Origin of the sequence: Desulfosarcina variabilis str. Montpellier (assembly GCF_048565275.1) — a bacterium.
Lineage (GTDB): Bacteria > Desulfobacterota > Desulfobacteria > Desulfobacterales > Desulfosarcinaceae > Desulfosarcina > Desulfosarcina variabilis.
The window spans coordinates 6,528,740-6,547,929 of record NZ_CP159846.1 but is presented as its reverse complement, the minus strand read 5'-3'; the positions used below and the strand labels follow the sequence as shown (position 1 = coordinate 6,547,929).

19 protein-coding genes and 1 tRNA gene are annotated in these 19,190 nt (G+C 52.2%); 11 read left to right on the top strand and 9 right to left on the bottom strand.

Annotated elements, in window-relative coordinates; all coding sequences use genetic code 11:
* Positions 1–91: 91 nt before the first annotated feature.
* Positions 92–1,123 (bottom strand): 4-hydroxythreonine-4-phosphate dehydrogenase PdxA, encoded by a 1,032-nt coding sequence (gene pdxA, locus Dvar_RS29685; RefSeq protein WP_419656744.1) that lies wholly within the window; start codon positions 1,121–1,123, stop codon positions 92–94.
* 608 nt (positions 1,124–1,731) lie between these two features.
* Between pdxA and dnaA the strand changes: the two genes are divergently transcribed.
* Both dnaA and Dvar_RS29675 read left to right on the top strand, forming a co-directional pair.
* Entirely contained in the window at positions 1,732–3,090 is a 1,359-nt protein-coding gene (dnaA, locus tag Dvar_RS29680) for a chromosomal replication initiator protein DnaA (RefSeq protein WP_419656743.1), read from the top strand.
* Positions 3,091–3,106: 16 nt separating this feature from the next.
* Positions 3,107–4,516, top strand: a complete 1,410-nt coding sequence (locus Dvar_RS29675) for an FAD-binding oxidoreductase (protein ID WP_419656742.1) — start codon at positions 3,107–3,109, stop codon at positions 4,514–4,516.
* A gap of 53 nt (positions 4,517–4,569) precedes the next feature.
* Here Dvar_RS29675 and Dvar_RS29670 read toward each other — a convergent pair whose 3' ends face one another.
* The 8 genes from Dvar_RS29670 to rpsF all read right to left on the bottom strand — a co-directional run bounded on the left by Dvar_RS29670 (position 4,570) and on the right by rpsF (position 10,919).
* A complete protein-coding gene (locus Dvar_RS29670; RefSeq protein WP_419656741.1) occupies positions 4,570–4,767 on the bottom strand; it encodes a hypothetical protein in 198 nt (65 codons plus the stop codon).
* Between the two features lie 3 nt (positions 4,768–4,770).
* Complete coding sequence (locus Dvar_RS29665; RefSeq protein WP_419656740.1) at positions 4,771–5,544, bottom strand: inositol monophosphatase family protein; 774 nt, start codon at positions 5,542–5,544, stop codon at positions 4,771–4,773.
* A 112-nt stretch (positions 5,545–5,656) separates the two neighbouring features.
* Positions 5,657–7,282 carry a GTPase HflX gene (hflX, locus tag Dvar_RS29660; protein ID WP_419656739.1) on the bottom strand — a complete coding sequence of 542 codons (1,626 nt, stop codon included), beginning with the start codon at positions 7,280–7,282 and terminating at the stop codon, positions 5,657–5,659.
* Complete coding sequence (gene dnaB / locus Dvar_RS29655; protein WP_419656738.1) at positions 7,279–8,640, bottom strand: replicative DNA helicase; 1,362 nt, start codon at positions 8,638–8,640, stop codon at positions 7,279–7,281. The genes hflX and dnaB overlap by 4 nt, the downstream gene beginning before the upstream one ends.
* Before the next feature lie 73 nt (positions 8,641–8,713).
* Entirely contained in the window at positions 8,714–9,163 is a 450-nt protein-coding gene (rplI, locus tag Dvar_RS29650) for a 50S ribosomal protein L9 (RefSeq protein ID WP_419656737.1), read from the bottom strand.
* 30 nt (positions 9,164–9,193) lie between these two features.
* The gene (locus tag Dvar_RS29645; RefSeq protein WP_419656736.1) at positions 9,194–10,165 is read right to left on the bottom strand and encodes a YybS family protein; all 972 of its coding nucleotides are present in this window, start codon (positions 10,163–10,165) and stop codon (positions 9,194–9,196) included.
* Between the two features lie 52 nt (positions 10,166–10,217).
* On the bottom strand, positions 10,218–10,481 hold the full coding sequence (rpsR, locus tag Dvar_RS29640) for a 30S ribosomal protein S18 (RefSeq protein WP_419656735.1): 264 nt from the start codon (positions 10,479–10,481) through the stop codon (positions 10,218–10,220).
* Positions 10,482–10,484: 3 nt separating this feature from the next.
* Positions 10,485–10,919 (bottom strand): 30S ribosomal protein S6, encoded by a 435-nt coding sequence (rpsF, locus tag Dvar_RS29635; RefSeq protein WP_419656734.1) that lies wholly within the window; start codon positions 10,917–10,919, stop codon positions 10,485–10,487.
* A gap of 250 nt (positions 10,920–11,169) precedes the next feature.
* On the opposite strand from rpsF, the gene Dvar_RS29630 reads away from it, so the two are divergent.
* The 9 genes from Dvar_RS29630 to Dvar_RS29590 all read left to right on the top strand — a co-directional run bounded on the left by Dvar_RS29630 (position 11,170) and on the right by Dvar_RS29590 (position 19,161).
* Complete coding sequence (locus tag Dvar_RS29630) at positions 11,170–11,559, top strand: hypothetical protein (protein ID WP_419656733.1); 390 nt, start codon at positions 11,170–11,172, stop codon at positions 11,557–11,559.
* 247 nt (positions 11,560–11,806) lie between these two features.
* Positions 11,807–13,387: a phosphoglycerate dehydrogenase gene (gene serA, locus Dvar_RS29625; protein WP_419656732.1), complete on the top strand. Its 1,581-nt coding sequence runs from the start codon at positions 11,807–11,809 to the stop codon at positions 13,385–13,387.
* A gap of 72 nt (positions 13,388–13,459) precedes the next feature.
* Positions 13,460–13,756, top strand: a complete 297-nt coding sequence (locus Dvar_RS29620) for a DUF1844 domain-containing protein (RefSeq protein WP_419656731.1) — start codon at positions 13,460–13,462, stop codon at positions 13,754–13,756.
* Positions 13,757–13,779: 23 nt separating this feature from the next.
* The gene (gene ispE / locus Dvar_RS29615) at positions 13,780–14,655 is read left to right on the top strand and encodes a 4-(cytidine 5'-diphospho)-2-C-methyl-D-erythritol kinase (RefSeq protein WP_419656730.1); all 876 of its coding nucleotides are present in this window, start codon (positions 13,780–13,782) and stop codon (positions 14,653–14,655) included.
* A 35-nt stretch (positions 14,656–14,690) separates the two neighbouring features.
* Positions 14,691–14,766 (top strand) — tRNA-Gln (locus tag Dvar_RS29610).
* A gap of 29 nt (positions 14,767–14,795) precedes the next feature.
* On the top strand, positions 14,796–15,746 hold the full coding sequence (locus tag Dvar_RS29605) for a ribose-phosphate diphosphokinase (RefSeq protein WP_419656729.1): 951 nt from the start codon (positions 14,796–14,798) through the stop codon (positions 15,744–15,746).
* A 32-nt stretch (positions 15,747–15,778) separates the two neighbouring features.
* Positions 15,779–16,420 (top strand): 50S ribosomal protein L25/general stress protein Ctc, encoded by a 642-nt coding sequence (locus Dvar_RS29600; protein WP_419656728.1) that lies wholly within the window; start codon positions 15,779–15,781, stop codon positions 16,418–16,420.
* Positions 16,421–16,537: 117 nt separating this feature from the next.
* Positions 16,538–17,128, top strand: coding sequence for an aminoacyl-tRNA hydrolase (gene pth / locus Dvar_RS29595; protein ID WP_419656727.1), 591 nt, complete (start codon positions 16,538–16,540; stop codon positions 17,126–17,128).
* A 35-nt stretch (positions 17,129–17,163) separates the two neighbouring features.
* A complete protein-coding gene (locus Dvar_RS29590) occupies positions 17,164–19,161 on the top strand; it encodes a sodium-translocating pyrophosphatase (protein WP_419656726.1) in 1,998 nt (665 codons plus the stop codon).
* The last annotated feature ends 29 nt before the right edge of the window (positions 19,162–19,190 follow it).

Here is a 19,190-nt window from a genome sequence, read left to right as displayed (position 1 = left end):
CTGATTTTGTAAAAAAAGATAGAATACATTCACTTAACACTTAAAACTTTACACTTAACACTAATCTTTTTATTGCGCTAAAGATATCTGATCAAATGCTTGCCTGGTCTTTTTGCCGGTTCAGGCACCTAGCCTGACCGGCCGCCATGGTGATGGCCGCCACCATGCTTTCAGCCGAGGCAATGCCTTTGCCGGCAATGTCATAGGCCGTCCCATGATCGACGGACGTGCGAATGATAGGCAGTCCCAGGGTTGTATTGACGCCGTCATCGAAGTGGACCATTTTAAATGGTCCCAGCCCCTGATCATGATACATGGCCACCACGGCATCAAATTCTCCTTGGGACGCCCTGTAGAAGATGGTGTCCGGCGGATGCGGGCCACTGGCCAATATACCTTGCGAGGCACTGGATTCAATGGCCGGGGCAATCACGCGTGTTTCCTCATCACCGAACAGGCCGGACTCCCCGGCGTGGGGATTGAGGCCGGCGACGGCGATGCGTGGAGAGGCAAGGCCGAAGCGGGTCTTCAGCGCCGCATCGGTCAGGGCGATAACGGTGGTGATCATTTCCTCCGAAAGGGCTTTAGAGACCTGCTTGAGTCGGATATGGATCGTGGCCAGGACCACCTTGAGTCGCGGGCCGGCCAGCATCATGGCGTATTTTTGCGTGCCGGTCCGATGCGCCAGAATTTCCGTATGCCCGTTAAAATGGATATTGGCCATTTTTAACGCGTATTTATTGATGGGGCCGGTGGCAATGGCTGAGATGCGACCGGCCAGTGCATCGTCGATGGCCGCTTCGAGATAGGCGGCCATTGCCGCTCCCGAGGCGGCACTGGGGTGCCCCCACGCTAGATTGTCCGTATCCACTGGATGGGGGTTGACCACGCATAGGGTGTGTGCATCGCAGCGGGCATCATGGATTGAGGCAATTTCTTCAACGGCTCGGTCCATAGGAGCTAACAAGGCGCCCGCTTTCAGACGCCTGGCATCCCCGTAGACAACCGGCTGGCAACAGTTTTTAATTCGCGGATCGCAAAGGGCTTTGGAGATGATTTCAGGGCCGATCCCCACCGGATCACCCATGGTGATCGCCACAAGCGGTAAGTGTAAATCTTTCATTGGTTACTGACCTGGGATTGATGTGTCTGATAAAAACTGAGTTATTATCATACTCAGCCCTGCTCGGTTTGTAAATCCATTTCGTGGTGTGGAAAAACACGGCGATCCAGTGTGATATTGCTTGTCAATGGCAGTAGTGATATGTAGCATCCGCGGCGATTTGGTGATCCCCCTGAGAAAACCTTAACAAAAATGAAAAAAATAGAAATACGAGCAAAATCGAAAAAATCGCAGAAAAACGGAGCTTGACAGTTTGGCCGGATATGGTGCATACCTTCAGATCCCATTAAAATGCTTATGGATAAAGACGAGGATGAAAAAGCCTTGTATTTCAAAGTAGTTGCTTGGTAGATAAAGGAAAAGTATCTGAAATAAAAGAAAATATCATGTAATGTTAGAATCGTGTTAACAAAAACAGTAACCCGCATTCTTTGATATTGACTCTTGGCGGCCTCATCTGTAAATATTTGACCAGTCGCGGATTCTGGCGACAGCCTTTCTGATAACCTCAGGTATTTGACCAAAATAACCCATTTTTAAACCAACGGTTGAATGTAGCCATAAAGCGTTTGCATTCGTAAGATTGTTGAAGGGGATTTATTTAATAAATGGACGGAATTTGGGCCTCTGTAAAATCTTTAATTAAGGAAGAAATTCCTGGCCACTGTTACCGCATGTGGATCGATCCAATCCAATTCCAGGAAAACGACGGTGACACCCTTGTCTTAACCTGCCCAAACCTTTTTTCCAGAAAACGGGTAATCGAGCATTATGGCCATTTGCTGGAAAAGAGTATTTTCCGGGCGGCGGGCAAAAAACTGACGATCCGATACGAAGTCGGTAATTCTCAACCCGGAAAGAAGACGCAGGCCAGTCAGCAACAGCAACAACAACAACAACAACAACTTAAACTGCCGGAAATCGATCCGCCATCCACCAGCGGGCAATTACTGCGCGGGGACTATACCTTCGATCAATTTGTTGTTGGAAAAAACAGCGACTTTGCCTATTCTGCCGCCTTGTCCCTGGCTGCCCAAAACCAGAGGCATCAGAACGCCCTTTACCTGCATTCCAAGACCGGCCTTGGCAAAAGCCATCTTTCTCAAGCCGTGGGACATCATATTCTCAGTGCCTTTCCCACTCAGCGGGTGTATTACATCACGGCGGAAGATTTTATGAGTGAGATGACCGAATCCTACCGCAATAGCAACATTCATGGGTTCAAAGAGAAATACCGCAAGAATTGTGATGTGTTGCTGCTGGAAAATGTCCATTTTTTAAGCGGTAAAAAAGGCACCCAGGAAGAGCTTTCGAATACACTGGAGTCATTGATGAACGCCAACAAGAAAATCATTTACTCCAGTTGTTATCCACCATCGGAAATTCCCAAGCTTAATGAGAATTTGAAGTCCCGGCTGTGTTGCGGCCTGATTACAAAAATCGATACGCCGGACTATAAAACCCGGTTGCGGATTTTAAAACAGGCGGCTTTGTCCGAGGGGTACACCCTCTCAGAAGAGGTTTTTCAATATTTGGCATCAGAACTGATGGAGGATGTCCGCCAACTGAAAAGCGGTTTGATCGGGGTCACCGCCAAAGCCTCGCTGCTTAGTGCGGAGGCGGATATCGCGCTTGCCCGGAGCGTGGTCGAAAACATGATCACGTCACGGGCAAATATCACACTGGATTCGATCAAGCGCCTGGTGTGCAGATACTATAACGTCACCCTGACCGATCTCACTTCTCGTTCCCGGCGGCAGGCCATTGTCCGCCCGCGACAGGTGGCCATGTACCTCTCCCGGCGTTATACCGATCATTCCCTGCAAGTCATCAGCAGAAGCTTTAACCGCTATCATGCCACAGCGCTTCACGCCCTGAAAGTTGTCGAAAAAGGGGTTAAGGAAAACGGTCCGATGCAAAAGCATGTGGAATTTCTTTCGGATCGATTGGAAAAAGGCAAATCCTGATTGGTTCAGGACATCCATGGATATCTCACACGATTTTTTAGACCAATTGCAGGGCATTGTTGGTCAATCCCACCTTTCGGTGCACAAGGAAGATCGTTTATGTTACGCCTATGACGGCACGGCTGCCGTTTATCTGCCTGATGTGGTGGTCTTTCCCGCTACCACTGCCGAGGTCGCCGGGATCATGCAAGCCGCGGCGGATTACCGGATTCCGGTGATTCCCCGGGGGGGCGGTTCAGGGATGACCGGTGGCGCCCTGCCCGTCAAGGGGGGGATGGTCGTTGTTTTTAACCGGATGAACCGCATCCTGTCGGTCGACCAGGAAAATTTGATAGCCCGTATCCAGCCCGGTGTGATCACCGCTGTATTTCAAGATCATGTCAAAAAGCTTGGTCTCTTTTATCCGCCGGATCCGTCCAGTGCCGCTTTTTCCACCATGGGCGGGAATCTGGCTGAATGTGCCGGCGGTCCCAAAGCCGTAAAATACGGGGTCACCCGGGATTACGTGCGGGGACTGGAAGTGGTGTTGCCCACCGGCGAGATCGTCCGTACCGGTGTAGAAACCGCCAAAGGGGTGGTTGGCTACGATCTCACGCGTCTGATCGTGGGCTCCGAAGGAACCCTGGCCATGATTACCGAAGCAACGGTCAGGCTTTTGCCGTTGCCTGAATCCGTGATGACCCTCACCGCGGCCTTTGAGAGCATGGACCGTGCCGCCAGGGCCGTGGCCCAATTTGTTCGCCATCCCCATGTTCCCCGAACCATTGAATTCATGGACCACACCGCCATCGGCCTGGCGGAAGACTACCTGCATTTAGGACTGCCTGTGGATGCCGGGGCGTTGCTGTTGATGGAAGTCGATGGAAACAAGTCCGACATCAAAGCCATTGCCAGGAATTTGGAAGCGGAAAGCCGCCGTATGGGGGCGCGTGTTGTTTCCATCGCCGATGACGAAGCCCAGGCCGCGCAACTCTGGCAGGCACGAAAAGCCCTGTCACCCGCGCTTTTTAAGCTGGCACCCCACAAAATCAATGAAGACATTGTGGTTCCGCGAAACCGGATTCCAGACCTGGTGACCAAGATCGATGAATTGAGGCAGCAAACCGGACTGATTATGGTGGCCTTCGGCCACGCCGGCGATGGAAATATTCATTTTAATATCATGCTGGATAAGTCCGATCCGACGGCTGTGAAAAAGGCCCATGCGGCAGTGGACGCGCTGTTTGACTACACGTTGCAGCTAGGCGGGACAATATCAGGTGAACATGGGGTTGGCATTACAAAAGCGCCGTACCTGAAAAAAGAGTTGAGTTCCGACTCGATCCAGTTGATGCGGCGCATTAAAACGGCCTTCGATCCATTGGGGCTCTTGAACCCAGGGAAAATCTTCCCCGAATGGGTGCCCCCCTCACAGATGCCGGCCTAAAGGAAAGGTGCGGGCGGTTGGCCAATAACCATCCTTGGAGCAATGGCCCAATGCTAATTGACCTTGATCATCATTCCATCGGCAGCAACCAACTCTTCCAGGATTTCAAAGCGTTCGTTGCGTTCCTGCTCAATAGCGCAGCGTAAATTAAGGGCGCAGCGCTTTTGACAGATTGGATCATCCTTACGAAACCCCCCAAAACAGCCAACATATTGATCCAGAAACAATTCCACATCCTGCTCCGATGTCATGGGCTAATCCTTATGCTCGAGTAAATGAATCAGTTCGTCATGAATGATGCCATTGGTACACACAATTTCTTTTTCAAAAATAGAGTAGGGCGCGTTTGAGAAATCCGTGGTTCGGGCACCCGCTTCGCTGGCCAAGACATATCCAGCCGCCGTATCCCAGGGGTTGAGATGCTGCTCCCAAAATCCATCAAAACGACCGCTGGCCACATAACAAAGATCCAGGGCCGCAGCCCCCAAGCGACGTACGCCCTGAGTGGCCTTCAAACAGTCGCTAAAACGGCGCATCAACGCATCAAAAATAGTATGATGATCGTAAGGAAATCCCGTGACCAGCAAACTGTCGACCAAGGTCCGGGTCGATGAGACGGCGATGGGCGTCCCGTTAAGCGCTGCGCCTTGGCCCCTGATGCCGATGAACAGCTCGTCTAACAAAGGCGCCAGGACAATGCCGACCAGGATCTCATCATCGCTGGCAAAAGCGATGGACACGCAGAACTGGCGCAGCCCATGGGCAAAGTTGGTCGTCCCATCCAGCGGGTCGATAATCCAGCGTCCGCCACGGCCTTGGTGATCACCACTTTCCTCGGCCAAAATGGCATGATCGGGAAAGGCCTTGGTGATGGTCTCGATGATGGCCGCTTCCGATTGCACGTCCGCATCGGTTACCAGATCGATGGTCCCTTTTTTACGCACAGACCGCAGCCGGCCGTAATGATCCCGCAGGATTTTACCGCCCTTGGATGCTGCCGCGATGCCGACATTTTTGATACGTTCCATGTCCATAAGAGAATACGTTTACAAATTTTTGTATCATCCTGTCAACTGCAATTGTCAGAACGATTCATAACTGTCTAATATTATTATTTTGTTTGTTTATTTGGGAGGGTGATCAGAGGTGCTCCACGGCCTTTTGCAATTCACTGATCAGGGGGCTGAAGGTTGACCGATCCAGGGCACTGACCGGAATGCCGTCAAGCCGTTGGGTCAGGCTTTCCAAAACGTCGGGCGGCACCTGATCGATCTTATTGAGCACCCGAATGGTGGGGATGGAATGCAGGCCCAGTTCATCAAGAATGGATTCCACGGAGCGGATCTGTGCCTGATGGCGAGGGTTGCTGATGTCGATCACATGCAGCAGCAGGTCGGCATTTTCAAGCTCTTCCAGGGTGGCCTTGAAGGCGGCCATCAGCTCTTTGGGCAGATCGCGGATAAATCCCACCGTGTCGGTGATGATCACTTCAACATCACGCGGAAAGCGCATTCGCCGGCTGGATGGATCCAGGGTGGCGAAAAGCTTGTCCTCGGCCAGCACCCGGCTTTGGGTCAGCTGATTGAGCAGGGTGGATTTTCCGGCATTGGTGTATCCGATAATGGATAGAATCGGCAGCCCTTTTTTGCTCCGTTGGCGACGTTGTTGAAAACGGTTCTTTTGCACGGTGGCAATGGCGCTTTCCAGACGCCGGATTCGCTCCCGTGCCCGCCGGCGGTTGATCTCCAGACGGGTTTCGCCAGGGCCGCGGCCGCCGATCCCGCCGGTCAGTCGGGACATGGCCGTGTCTTTGGTCACCAGTCGGGGAAGAATGTATTTCAGCTGGGCCAGTTCCACTTGGAGTTTGCCCTCCCGGCTCTTGGCCCGCTGGGCAAAGATGTCCAGGATCAGCTGGGTTCGATCAATGACTTTGATTTCGATGCGGTCGGCTATGGATCGAATCTGGGAGGGGTTGAGCTCCTGGTCAAAAATGATCAGGGTGGCTCCCCGATGCAGCGCCGTGATGGACAGTTCATCCAGTTTGCCGCTGCCCATCAAAAACCGCGGGTCGGCTTTCTTGCGTTGCTGCAAAATGGTATCGATGATGTCGATCGAGGCGGTGCGGGTCAACTCCATGAGTTCATCCAACGAGTCCATGGCCACCTTGCGGGGGCCGCTGAAAACACTGACCAGCAGTGCCCGTTCGGCGCCTTCGCGCCTGATGGTATCCGCCTTTTTTCTGGACAGTTCGGTTTCCAGGGCCTGAATCAGATCCGCGCAGCCGATGTCGGTGCGAAAAGTCGGCAATGGGTCCATGATCTGATAGGGGGCCGTATCGCTGGCACCGGGAAGGATATGGGCCCAGTACACGTTGCCCGGCGTCCCGTCGGATTGGGTGGTGACCACGGCCATCAGGTCCAGGCGCAGCAGGGCCAGGTCAGTCAGATCGTCCTGGGTCAGGGGCGTGAGGTCCAGATGGGTGTGCACACAGCGCAGTCCGCGCAACCGGTCCGGTGCCAGACGGTATTCCCGAAGATCAGGAATGAGAATGCGATCGACCTCTCCGGCCAGCACTTGTACGATTTTGCCCGTGCGGTCGATGAGCAGGCCGATCTGACGGCCGATTTCATTACTCAGACGGCACATGTCCCGGCACAGCTCGTGGGAAACGATGGCCCGGGGGGGCACGCGGCGATGACCCAGCTTTTCCAGGCGCTTGATCTGACTGGTTTTGAGTCCCAGAAGACTGCCGGATAAAGATTTCATTCAGTGGCCAGATTCTCGAAACGGGTATAAGACTTTAGAAATGCCAGGGGGGCAACGCCGGTGGGGCCGTTGCGCTGTTTGGCCAGGATAATTTCGGCCGTGCCCCGTTGGGGATTGTTCTCATCCCGATTGTACACCTCATCGCGATAAATAAATGCCACCAGGTCGGCATCCTGCTCCAACGCGCCCGATTCCCTGAGATCTGATAACTGCGGCCGCTTGTCGCTGCGCTCCTCCAATTTTCGGTTGAGCTGGGAAAGCGCGATGACCGGCAGATTGAGTTCTTTGGCCAGGATTTTCAATGAACGCGAAATATCCGAGATTTCCAGATCGCGTCGTTCAATTTTGGCATCGCCGCGCATGAGCTGAAGATAGTCGATGATGATCAGCCCCAGTCCCTTGTCCATTTTCATGCGCATGGATTTGGTTCGAATCGAGGTGGTTGAAATATCCGGTGAGTCATCGATAAAGATCGGGGCTTCGGTGAGCCGGCCGGCAGCATCGGTGATGCGATTCCAGTCGTCCTGGTTTAAAAAACCGCTGCGAATCCGCGATGAGTCGACTCTTGCTTCGGCACACAGCATGCGCATGGACAGCTGCTCTTTGGACATTTCAAGGGAGAAAATGGCCACCGGGACCCCGCCTTCGATGGCGGCATTTCTGGCCATATTCAAGGCAAATGCGGTCTTTCCCATGGCCGGACGGGCGGCCAGAATGATCAGGTCGGAGTTCTGAAAACCGGATGTCAGCGAATCGAGCTTTGAAAACCCCGTTGTTACCCCGGTCACCAGAGAGCGGTTGCCTTGCCGCTCTTCCAGCGCATCGATATTGGTCTCGATGATTTTGCTGATCGGGGCAAAGGCCTGGGACGGTTTGTCCTCGGAAATTTCAAAGATTGCGCTTTGGGCAAACTCGACAATGGCATCGACGTTGCCGCTATCTTCAAAACATCGCTGGGTGATGGCGTTGGACCGCTCCACAAGACGCCGTAACAGGGATTTGTCACGGATGATGCGCGCATAGTGACGGGCATTGACCGCCATGGGAACGGTATCCACCAGGCGGGCCAGGTACGCGGCCCCCCCGATTTTTTCCAGGCTGTCCATTTCCCGCAGAATATTGGACAAGGTGACCAGATCCACGGGTTCACTTTTGGCATACAACGCTTCGATGGCCGTGAATATGATTTGATGGGCCGTCTTGTAAAAATCGTCAGCGGAAAGAATCTCGACAATATCGATCAGGGCATTGTTGTCGAGTAAAACGGCGCTGAGGATCGATTCCTCCGCCTCGATGCTTTGCGGAGGAAGTTTGTTGGCAAACTGGCCTTGGGACGCCTTGGGATGGCTATCGGGCATGGACGATTTCTTAAAAAAAGCGCCGGGAGTCTTTTCAAGTGGGGGTGGCCGACTCCCGGCAGCTTGTTTTCGATTAGGCTTCTTCGGGAACGACTTCCACGGTGATCTCCGGTTTGACCCCTTGATACACACGGATCGGCACTTTGAAGATGCCGATGGTTTTAATGGGTTCAGTCAGCAACACCATCCGTTTTTCCACCTCGATTTCCTGCTTTTTCAGGGCATCGATGATATCGCGGACCTTTATGGAGCCGTAGAGTTTATCCGCTTCGTGAACCTTGGATGCAATGGTTACGGAAACGGCTTCAAGGCGGCTGGCCATTTCCTGGGCGAACTCTTTTTCCTTGGCGATCTGAAGTTCAAATTTTGCTTTTTCCTGTTCCAACAGCTTGCGCTGCTGGGGGGTTGCCGGCACCGCCTTGCCCTGGGGCAACAGGTAGTTGCGGGCATACCCATCGGCCACGCTGACTTCACTGCCGATAATGCCTAATGAACTGATGGTTTCTTTTAGTATGACTTTCATTTATGATCCTCCAAAAACCTGCCTTGCGCGTTAAGAGGGCAGGTCTGTTTTGTGCTTGTTGGTGTCAATTTTCCTGAAATTGACCCACATATCAAATAGACCGATGCCGATGACGACCAACAGAAATAATTGTTGAAAAGCGATCATCGTGTACAAGACCACCCTGACGAAACGCGGCAGGCCCTTTTTTTCGAAATAAAACGACAAAATGGCAATGCCCTGCATGAAATAGACCGTCAGCAGTACCAAAAGGCCGTTGATACCGAGCAGCCGAATTCCCGTTGCCGGTGTAAGCATGATCACACCACAGGCGATGACGCCCCAAATTAATGGATCCGGTGCACGCCAGTGATTGAGACAACCAAAATCGGGAAAGGCCAGCTCCTTGCGAAGCATCAACGGCCGAACGACAATCAAATTGATCCAGGCCACAAACAGGGTGGATGCCGCCATGATCGAGGGCATGATCCGTACCAGCACATATTGGATGCGCTCCGATGCGTTGGCGATGGCGTCAATGCTTTCCTGGGGAATGCCAAGGCCTTCGTAAAGCTTGAGCGACAACTCCAAATTGGTTGCCACATAGGCCGACACCAGCGCCATCATACCCGTTTGACTGGCAATGCTGTAAAGCAAAACACCGACCAGGCCGGCGCCTAGCACAATCGCACTGGTGGCACCAATGGTCATCTCAACGGATAGCGGCTTTTCGAACATTTCCCCCATGACAAAGCCCAGCAGCATGAGTCCTGCAAAAAAAAGCAGGTCAATGGAAAAGCCACCGAAAACAAGGGCCATCAACGCAACGGCAATCAGCACAACGGCCGCCCCAGGTCGCCTGCCCAGTTTCGCCCGATAAAAAACAATGGGCAAAGGAATAAACAAGGAGAAAATAAACCCAACAATGGGTAAAAACACCGATAGAGAGAAAATGGCCAAAACGGCCATTACCCCTGTGGCGATATCTTTCGATATTAGATTTTGCAATGGCAACAGGGCCATCCATTTCTCCAAAAGTTAGGGCATGCCAACAACGCCGTGGTGCCTTGACGGCCTAAAGGTCGAAGCTTCCTGCGTAGGGCAACAGGGCGATGGTGCGCGCCCGTTTAATGGCATGGGTCAGGGCCCGCTGATGCTTGGCGCAGGTACCCGAAATACGCCTGGGGATAATTTTTCCCCGTTCGGTAATAAAGTATTTCAGTGATTTGGGGTCTTTGTAATCAATTACCAGGCTTTGATCCGCACAGAAGCGACAAACTTTGCGGCGATGAAATATTCTTCTTTTCTTTCTTCTCGGGCGGGGCTTTGCAAAGGCCATGGGTTACTCCTTTTCTTCAGTTTTTTCAGGTTCGCTGTCATCTTCGGATGCATCGGATGTCTCGGCTTTTTCTTCCGTTGCCTCTGCTTCGGCCTGATCACCGCTTGACGCTTTTTCGGCCATCTCAGCCTGGATGGCATCCAAATCGGCGTCTTCATCCAAAAGGACCGTCATGAACTTCATGACTTTATCGTCGATTTTGAAAAAACGTTCCATTTCCTGAACCAATGCCCCATCACCACAAAAGTCAAACCTTACATAATGACCCCGGTTTTTCTTTTTGATGTCATAGGCCAGCTTTCTGATGCCCCAGTCATCAGTTTCGATCAGGGTCCCGCTAAATTGGGGGATCAGATCGTTGACCCGGTCGAGGATCGGCGCTTCCGCCTCCTTCGATAAGTCTGGGTCAATAATGACAATCGTTTCATACCGTCTCATAAAACCTCCTTGTGGGTTAAATAGCCCCGGCCCCTTGGCCGGAGCAAGGATCGTTGACTCCAAATACAGTCAACAAAAATCAAATCTAATACCATTAATTGTAATGAGGCGTCAAGCCTTTCGTCGAATTGTTCCTGGCAAGCCGCGTTGGGAAAAACGTTGTTTCGATATGAATCACGACAAAACGGTTGCCCATGCCTCCTGGATCTTTTACACTGGGCGCAATGAAGACCGATGGAGGAACATAACGATGCTTTTATTTGACGGGACGTATACGTTGTCACGTAAAGAAGATCCAGGATCGAGCCCGGCCTATGCTTGCGCTTGGCAAGTCAAAATCATCGACTTCTCATCGGGTGATCCATCCCATCCCCATATCCGCCGATATGCGGTGCTGGCCGTCCGCAATTCTGGTGGCATTTTCAAGGCAAGTTGCGCCGAAAGCCTGGGAAAACGCATTTGCAGCGATTTTGATATCAACGTCGACGATTTGATATGGATCGAAGCGTTTCCTGACCTACCGGATCAACTGTTCGTCGCCGTGTTTGACCCTTATTACCGGGATACCGACATTACTTACACGATTACCTGGCGCCCCATTCTTGAAAACGAGCAAAACGCCATTTCCGACTATATCTAAATTGCCGAGACAAAAAGAAAACGACTCACCTTTCCAAATTATGGGTTGAATGTTGGCTCGGTTTTAACTAATATGCGCCGGCAAATGACTGTGTCTTATTCAGTTGTGTGTTTTTACCTCTCGTTGAATCGGGTGATTTCCCGCTATCGTAAAAAATAAAATCTATGCGTCTTTTTTAGTACGGATGGCAAAAAAATCGTGGATGTAAATGAACCATCAACCATGAAAAAAGTAAAGGGTGGCATCAATGAAAGTGCTGGTCAGCGACAATCTAGGTGAAGATGGAATCCGCATGTTCGAAGAAGCGCCTGGTATTGATGTGGATGTTAACACCGGCTTGGATGCCGAGGAGCTGAAAGCGATCATCGCCGATTATGATGCCCTGGTCATTCGCAGTGCTACCAAAGTGACGGCCGATCTGCTTCAGGCGGCAACACGGCTGAAAGTGGTGGGCAGGGCCGGCATCGGTTTGGACAACGTGGATATTCCGGCCGCTACCCAGCAGGGGGTGGTGGTGATGAATACGCCCACCGGTAACGTGGTCACCACGGCAGAGCATGCCGTTGCCATGATGCTGGCCTTGACGCGCAATATCCCTACAGGAACGGCAACCCTGCGCGAAGGCCGCTGGGAAAAGAAAAAACTTCAAGGGCGGGAACTATACAATAAAGTACTGGGGATCATCGGTTTTGGTAAAATCGGCGCCATTGTTGCGGACCGGGCCCGTGGGCTGAAAATGAATGTGATCATTCATGACCCATACGTCACCCCCGAACAGATTGAAAAAGCCGGTTTCGATAGTGTGGATCTGGATACCTTATACGAGCGGTCCGATTACATCACCGTGCATGTTCCAAAATTGAAAAACACCATCGGTATGATCAACAAGGCGGCCTTTGAAAAAATGAAACCCGGGGTGATGGTCATCAACTGCGCCCGGGGAGGGATCGTTAACGAGGCGGATCTGCTGGATGCCCTTGAATCCGGTATTGTTGCCGGGGCTGCGCTGGATGTGTTTGAAACCGAACCACCGGGGCAATCGCCCCTGGTTGTTCACGAGCATGTGATCTGTACCCCCCATTTAGGTGCATCCACCCGTGAAGCCCAGACCAATGTGGCTGTAGCGGTTGCCCGCCAAATTATCGATTTTCTTACCGCAGGCACGGTCGTAAATGCGGTGAACATGCCGTCGGTGACCGGCGAGGTGCTGGAAAAAGTCGGTCCCTACCTGACCCTGGCGGAACGTATGGGATGCCTTCAGGCGCAGCTGGTGCGAGGTCCCATCAAAGAAGTGGTGGTTGAGTTCCATGGTGACTTTAAAGATCTCGATTTGTCGCCTGTGTCCACGGCGGTGCTCAAGGGAATTCTTACGCCCGTGGTCAAGGATGACGTGAACTATGTCAACGCCCAGGTGATGGCTCAGCAGCGGGGGATCAAAGTAACGGAAACCAACAGCGCCGAATCCGATTATTATGTCAATCAGATTACGGTGCGGGCCATTACCACCGAAATGAGCAGTGTGGCCTCCGGTACGATCTTCGGCAGAAAAGATCCACGGATCGTCAAAATCGATAAATTTCGTCTGGAGATGATCCCCCACGGTCACATGGCGCTGATTCAAAATATCGACAAACCCGGTTCCATTGGTGAAATCGGTACAACCCTGGGACGCCACAATATCAATATTGGCAGAATGCAGGTGGGGCAGGAAGAAGAGGGGGATCGCAACATCATTTTTCTGACGACCGATACGCCGATTCCTGAGGATGTGGTGGAGGAAATGCGGCAACTGTCGCTTGTCAAGACGGTCACGCCGCTGGAGTTTTAAACTGCCGGATCGGCTGATATCAGCAGCCACCGGCGCCGAATCTGGATCCCATCGTTTCGAGGAGTTTTGTCCATGACAGATGAAAAGCAGCAGGATCAACGGGCGGATAAAACCGAGGCACCGCTTCCGGCCATCAATTTCGCAACATTCATTTTTTCCCTCAATTCTTCTGCACTGGTACAGTTGGGAATGATGGAAGACCCAATGACCGGTCAAAATACCAAGAATCTGCCGTTGGCCAAGCAGACCATCGATGTGATTTCCATGCTTGAAGAAAAGACGCGCGGCAACCTGACTGCCGACGAAGCCGCAATGATCAAGAATATTTTATATGACCTGCGGATTCTCTATGTGAAAGAAAAGCAATAGAAAGGCGCAAGACAAAATTTGCCATGGATCCGCTCGTCATCAAGGCGCCGGCGAAAATCAATCTGTTTCTACGCATCATCGGTAAACGGCCCGATGGGTATCATGATCTGCATTCGCTGATGTGTCCGGTGGGATTGTACGATACATTGACGTTGACGTTCGGCCAACCGGAGATATCCGTTTCCTGTACGCATCCAGATGTGCCGGAAGATTCGACCAATTTGGTCGTGCGCGCGGCGGCGCACTTTTTCAACGCCGCCTTTGCCGAGCCGCCGGCCGGTGATACCGGGGTACAGATTGATATTCAAAAACAGATCCCCGTCGGGGCCGGGTTGGGGGGCGGAAGCAGTGATGCTGCCGCGGTTTTAAAGGCGCTCAACGGTCATTGGGGTGCCCCTTTGTCTACCGCTGAGCTTCAGCGCGTCGGGGCGCGAATCGGTGCTGACATCCCTTTTTTTATCCGCGGCGGTCCTGCCGTCGCCAAGGGAATTGGCGATCGCTTGGAAGCCTTTTCCGACCTGTTTCCCTATACAGCGGTACTGGTTTATCCCAATGCTTCGGTATCCACTGCCTGGGTATACAAAAATCTGAATTTAAGATTGACAAAAGACGAAAAAAAACTTAGTAATTTTCACTTTGATGGCCGGTTTTTCAATATTGACAAGCACCTGGTCAATGATCTGGAACCCGTCACGCAGCGCGCGCTTCCGGTTATCAGCAAGATAAAAGGATTGCTTTTAGCAAACGGCGCAGCGGGTGCCATGATGTCAGGCAGTGGTTCAACGGTATTCGGACTGTTCCTCGACGCTGAGCAAGCTGACATCGCTTATCAAACCTTGTGCAGCAGGTCTCAAAACCAGGCATGGACGGTTATTGTGGCCAATCTTTTGACAAACTAAACAGATAGCTTGGATCATCGGATAATTCGTTTTACTGGGGCGTCGTCAAGTGGCTAAGACACAGGATTTTGGTTCCTGCATTCGGAGGTTCGAATCCTCCCGCCCCAGCCACATTTACAAACAGGAGTAGCATTTCAAAAGTGTCACCAAAAGAAAATAATTTCTGCATATTTTCAGGCAATTCCAACCCTGATCTATCAGATAAGATTAGCCAGTATTTGGACAAACCCCTGTGCGGTGCGATTATCAAACGGTTCAGTGACGGTGAAATCCAGATTGAAATTGACGAAAATGTACGGACCAAGGATGTGTTCGTCATTCAATCCACTTGCCATCCAGTGAATGACAACCTTGTTGAACTGTTGCTTATGATCGACGCCCTCAAGCGGGCATCGGCGCGTCGAATTACCGCCGTGATACCCTACTACGGCTATGCGCGTCAGGATAAAAAAGTTGCCCCCCGTGTTCCCATCAGCGCCAAACTGGTGGCGGATTTGTTGACCACGTCCGGTGCCACTCGCGTGATCACGATGGATCTTCATGCCGGTCAGATACAGGGCTTTTTTAATATCCCGGTTGACAATCTCTACGCTGCTCCCGTGTTGCTCGAGTATATCAAAGCCAATTTCAACAATGATCTGGTTATCGTTTCCCCTGACGCCGGCGGTGTGGAACGCGCCCGCGCATTTGCCAAACGGATGAATGCCGGTTTGGCAATCGTGGACAAACGACGCTCGGCACCCAACAAGGCCCAAGCCATGGCGGTCATCGGCGATGTGACCAATAAAACGGTAATCATTCAAGATGACATGATCGATACCGCCGGAACGCTGACTGAAGCGGTCAATGCCATTATGGAGAAAGGTGCCCGAGAAGTTCATGCCTGTTGTGCCCATCCGGTGCTTTCGGGTCCCGCTGTCGATCGTATCAACGCGTCGCCTATTACCAGTATCGTTTGCACGGATACCATTCCCCTTAATGAAAAAGCAGCGGCTTGCGATAAAATCAAAGTGCTTTCCATTTCCAATCTGGTCGGGGAAGCCATTATTCGAAGTTACACTGGGGATTCGGTAACATCTCTGTTTGTGTAATAATTTCAAGGAGGAACAGATCGTTGGAAATAATGAACCTAAAAGCAACCCCACGTGAACGCGTGGGAAACGGTCCTGCCAGAGAATTGCGGCGGGAAGGAAAAGTGCCGGCTATTTTGTATGGTCCGAAGGCAGATCCGGTAAAATTAAGCATTGAGAAGTTAGACCTGGACCCGATTTTCAAGTCTGGGGCCGTGGCCCAGAAACTCTTGAAACTGGAAGTTGAGGGAGGCGGAAAAGGTTGCAATGTGATGATTAAAGAGGTGCAGCGGCATCCGGTTTCCCAGAAACTGCTTCACCTGGACCTTTACGAAGTATCCATGGATCAGAAAATCAAAGTAATGGTTCCCGTAACCACCACGGGGATATGCAAAGGTATTGAGATGGGGGGCATGCTGCAGATCATTCGCAGAGAACTGGAAGTCCTTTGCCTGCCTGATCAGATCCCCGAGAATATTTCCATTGATATCACTGACCTTGATATCGGTGATTCCTTTCACGTTGAAGAACTTCAACTAGATGAAAATATCGAAGTGCCTGCAGATGTAAATTTCACCATCTTGACCATCCTCAGTACAAAAGCCGAAGCGGCTGAAGAAGAAGAGGGTGAAGAAGGTGAAGAAGGTGAAGTCAGCGAAGGGGCTGAGGCTACTGAAGAATCAGCCAGCGAGTAGTTATTCATTTCGTGTTCTTTTCTCGAGTTTTGTAATCGCGGCGCATCGGGCGCCGGCAAACCTGACGACTAAATCGGATGGCCGTGGGTTCTTAGGACTGAAATAGCGGCCATCGATATGATGCCAGATAAACGAAAGCATTTGATTATCGGCCTGGGTAACCCTGGGCCGGTATATGCCAAGACGCGTCACAATATCGGATTCATGGTTGTTGATCGATTGGTCCGGCAATATGGGCTAAACGATCTCGGCAACCGGTTGAACGCACAGCTGTTCAGCGGGGAAATTGCCGGTATCCAGGTGTTGGCGGCCAAGCCAATGGCTTACATGAACCGTTCCGGTGAACCGGTAACTAACATCATCCGCACATATGGGGTCTACTGCGAGGATATGGTCGTCATCCACGATGACATTGACCTTGCTTATGAAAGAGTGAAAATCAAAAAGAAAGGGGGGGATGGCGGACACAATGGACTAAGGTCTCTGATTGACGCCCTGGGGACCGATGGATTTGTAAGGGTGCGAATGGGCGTCGGGCGGCCCGAAGCTGGCATTGGGGTGGTAGATCACGTTCTCGGCGAATTTGATGACAATCAATATCCGGCGCTGGAACGTTATCTGGCACAGGCTCTCGAGGCTGTGGAAGTGATCCTTTGCAACGGCGCAAAGGAAGCTATGAATCGGTTTAATCGGAAAATCAGGATTTAACCCAACTCGGAATGGAGGAAAGAATGGAAGGTGTAATGAACAACATACCGCTCGTATGCACATTTGTCGGTGTTGCTGGTGTTCTCTTCTCGATTATCCTTGCAGGCATCGTTAAAGGCGCTCCGGCCGGTGACGAAAAAATGCAAGCCATTGCCGGTGCTATTCAGGAAGGCGCCATCGCTTACCTGAACCGTCAGCTGAAAAGCATGGGCATCGCAGGTATCATCATTTTTGCCGTTATCTTTTTTACCATGGGCGCCAAAACCGCTATGGGTTTTTTAATTGGCGCCGTGGCTTCTTTTATGGCTGGTTACATCGGCATGCGGGTTTCCGTACTGGCCAATGTGCGTACGGCTGAAGCTGCCAAAAAAGGCATGTCAGCAGGTCTGGCCATGGCTTTCAAAGGCGGCTCTGTTACCGGTATGATCGTTGCCGGCCTGGCCCTGACTTCAGTGGCTGGTTACTACACCGCTACCCATGATGTTATTGCCCTGGTCGCTCTCGGTTTTGGTGGCAGCCTGATCTCTATCTTTGCCCGTCTGGGCGGCGGTATCTTCACCAAGGGCGCCGACGTTGGCGCAGACCTGGTGGGTAAGGTCGAAGCCGGTATCCCCGAGGACGATCCCCGTAACCCGGCCACCATTGCCGATAACGTGGGTGACAACGTCGGTGACTGCGCCGGTATGGCCGCTGACCTGTTCGAGACCTACGCTGTTACCGCTGTGGCCGCCATGTTGATCGGCCATCTGCTGTTTCCCAAGATCCAAATGGCCACTGAGTTCCCGCTGATCCTCGGCGCCATCTCCATCATCGCCTCGATGATCGCCGTTTTCTTTGTCCGTCTGGGCAGCGGCGGCTACATCATGGGCGCCCTTTACAAAGGCATGTTTGGCTCCGCCATTCTGGCTGCCGTCGCTTTTTACTATGCCTGCAACAAGTTCATGACTGACCTGGGTGACATCACCGCTATGCAGATTTACTACTGCTCCCTGATCGGCCTGATACTGACCGTGGTTATCGTTATCATCACAGAGTACTATACCGGTATTTACAGCCCTGTGAAAAGCATTGCCGAAGCCTCCACCACCGGACATGGCACCAACATCATCGCCGGTCTGGCCGTCTCCATGCAGGCCACTGCTGCTCCGGTTCTGGCCATTTGTCTGTCCATTCTTTTGGCTTACAACTTTGCCGGCCTGTACGGCATCGCCATGGCCGCTATGTCCATGCTCTCCATGACCGGTATGGTTATCGCCATTGATGCTTACGGCCCCATCACCGACAATGCCGGTGGTATCGCCGAAATGGCTGAGATGGATGAGAGCGTCCGCGCTGTCACCGATCCCCTGGATGCAGTCGGTAACACCACCAAGGCCGTTACCAAGGGTTACGCCATCGGTTCCGCCGGTCTGGCCGCGCTGGTTCTGTTCGCTGCCTACGTGATCGAGTTCCAGATGCATGGTGCCGAGAAGGCGATCAAGTTCGATCTGTCCGACGTCAATGTTATTATCGGCCTGTTCATCGGCGGTCTGCTGCCCTACCTGTTCGCTTCCATCGCCATGAAAGCTGTTGGTAACGCCGGTGGCGCCGTGGTCGAGGAAGTTCGCCGTCAGTTCCGCGAAATCCCGGGCATCATGGAAGGTACTGCAAAACCGGATTACGGTGCATGTGTTGACATCGTCACCAAGTTCGCCCTCAAAGAGATGCTGGTTCCCGCACTGCTGCCGGTTGTCGCTCCGCTGCTGGTCGGCTTCCTGCTGGGCAAAATCGCTCTGGGTGGACTGCTCATCGGTTCCATCGTTACTGGTGTGTTCGTGGCCCTGTCCATGACCACTGGTGGTGCCGCTTGGGACAACGCCAAAAAATACATCGAAGACGGACACCTGGGTGGCAAGGGCTCTGACGCTCACAAAGCCGCCGTTACCGGTGACACCGTCGGCGACCCCTACAAGGATACCGCCGGCCCCGCCGTCAACCCGATGATCAAAATCCTCAACGTTGTGGCTCTGCTGATGGTTCCGTTCCTGATGTAGTCATTGCCACATAGCGCGGACTCGTCCGC

What these genes read in the sequence shown, in the direction of transcription:
- Dvar_RS29620 (WP_419656731.1), top strand. Translation starts at nt 13,460, where the DNA reads ATGACAGATGAAAAGCAGCAGGATCAACGGGCGGATAAAACCGAGGCA.
- rpsR (WP_419656735.1), bottom strand. Translation starts at nt 10,481, where the DNA reads ATGGCCTTTGCAAAGCCCCGCCCGAGAAGAAAGAAAAGAAGAATATTT.
- Dvar_RS29630 (WP_419656733.1), top strand. Translation starts at nt 11,170, where the DNA reads ATGCTTTTATTTGACGGGACGTATACGTTGTCACGTAAAGAAGATCCA.
- Dvar_RS29665 (WP_419656740.1), bottom strand. Translation starts at nt 5,544, where the DNA reads ATGGAACGTATCAAAAATGTCGGCATCGCGGCAGCATCCAAGGGCGGT.
- rpsF (WP_419656734.1), bottom strand. Translation starts at nt 10,919, where the DNA reads ATGAGACGGTATGAAACGATTGTCATTATTGACCCAGACTTATCGAAG.
- Dvar_RS29645 (WP_419656736.1), bottom strand. Translation starts at nt 10,165, where the DNA reads ATGGCCCTGTTGCCATTGCAAAATCTAATATCGAAAGATATCGCCACA.
- rplI (WP_419656737.1), bottom strand. Translation starts at nt 9,163, where the DNA reads ATGAAAGTCATACTAAAAGAAACCATCAGTTCATTAGGCATTATCGGC.
- dnaA (WP_419656743.1), top strand. Translation starts at nt 1,732, where the DNA reads ATGGACGGAATTTGGGCCTCTGTAAAATCTTTAATTAAGGAAGAAATT.
- serA (WP_419656732.1), top strand. Translation starts at nt 11,807, where the DNA reads ATGAAAGTGCTGGTCAGCGACAATCTAGGTGAAGATGGAATCCGCATG.
- pdxA (WP_419656744.1), bottom strand. Translation starts at nt 1,123, where the DNA reads ATGAAAGATTTACACTTACCGCTTGTGGCGATCACCATGGGTGATCCG.
- hflX (WP_419656739.1), bottom strand. Translation starts at nt 7,282, where the DNA reads ATGAAATCTTTATCCGGCAGTCTTCTGGGACTCAAAACCAGTCAGATC.
- Dvar_RS29590 (WP_419656726.1), top strand. Translation starts at nt 17,164, where the DNA reads ATGAACAACATACCGCTCGTATGCACATTTGTCGGTGTTGCTGGTGTT.
- Dvar_RS29670 (WP_419656741.1), bottom strand. Translation starts at nt 4,767, where the DNA reads ATGACATCGGAGCAGGATGTGGAATTGTTTCTGGATCAATATGTTGGC.
- Dvar_RS29675 (WP_419656742.1), top strand. Translation starts at nt 3,107, where the DNA reads ATGGATATCTCACACGATTTTTTAGACCAATTGCAGGGCATTGTTGGT.
- pth (WP_419656727.1), top strand. Translation starts at nt 16,538, where the DNA reads ATGATGCCAGATAAACGAAAGCATTTGATTATCGGCCTGGGTAACCCT.
- ispE (WP_419656730.1), top strand. Translation starts at nt 13,780, where the DNA reads ATGGATCCGCTCGTCATCAAGGCGCCGGCGAAAATCAATCTGTTTCTA.
- dnaB (WP_419656738.1), bottom strand. Translation starts at nt 8,640, where the DNA reads ATGCCCGATAGCCATCCCAAGGCGTCCCAAGGCCAGTTTGCCAACAAA.
- Dvar_RS29600 (WP_419656728.1), top strand. Translation starts at nt 15,779, where the DNA reads ATGAACCTAAAAGCAACCCCACGTGAACGCGTGGGAAACGGTCCTGCC.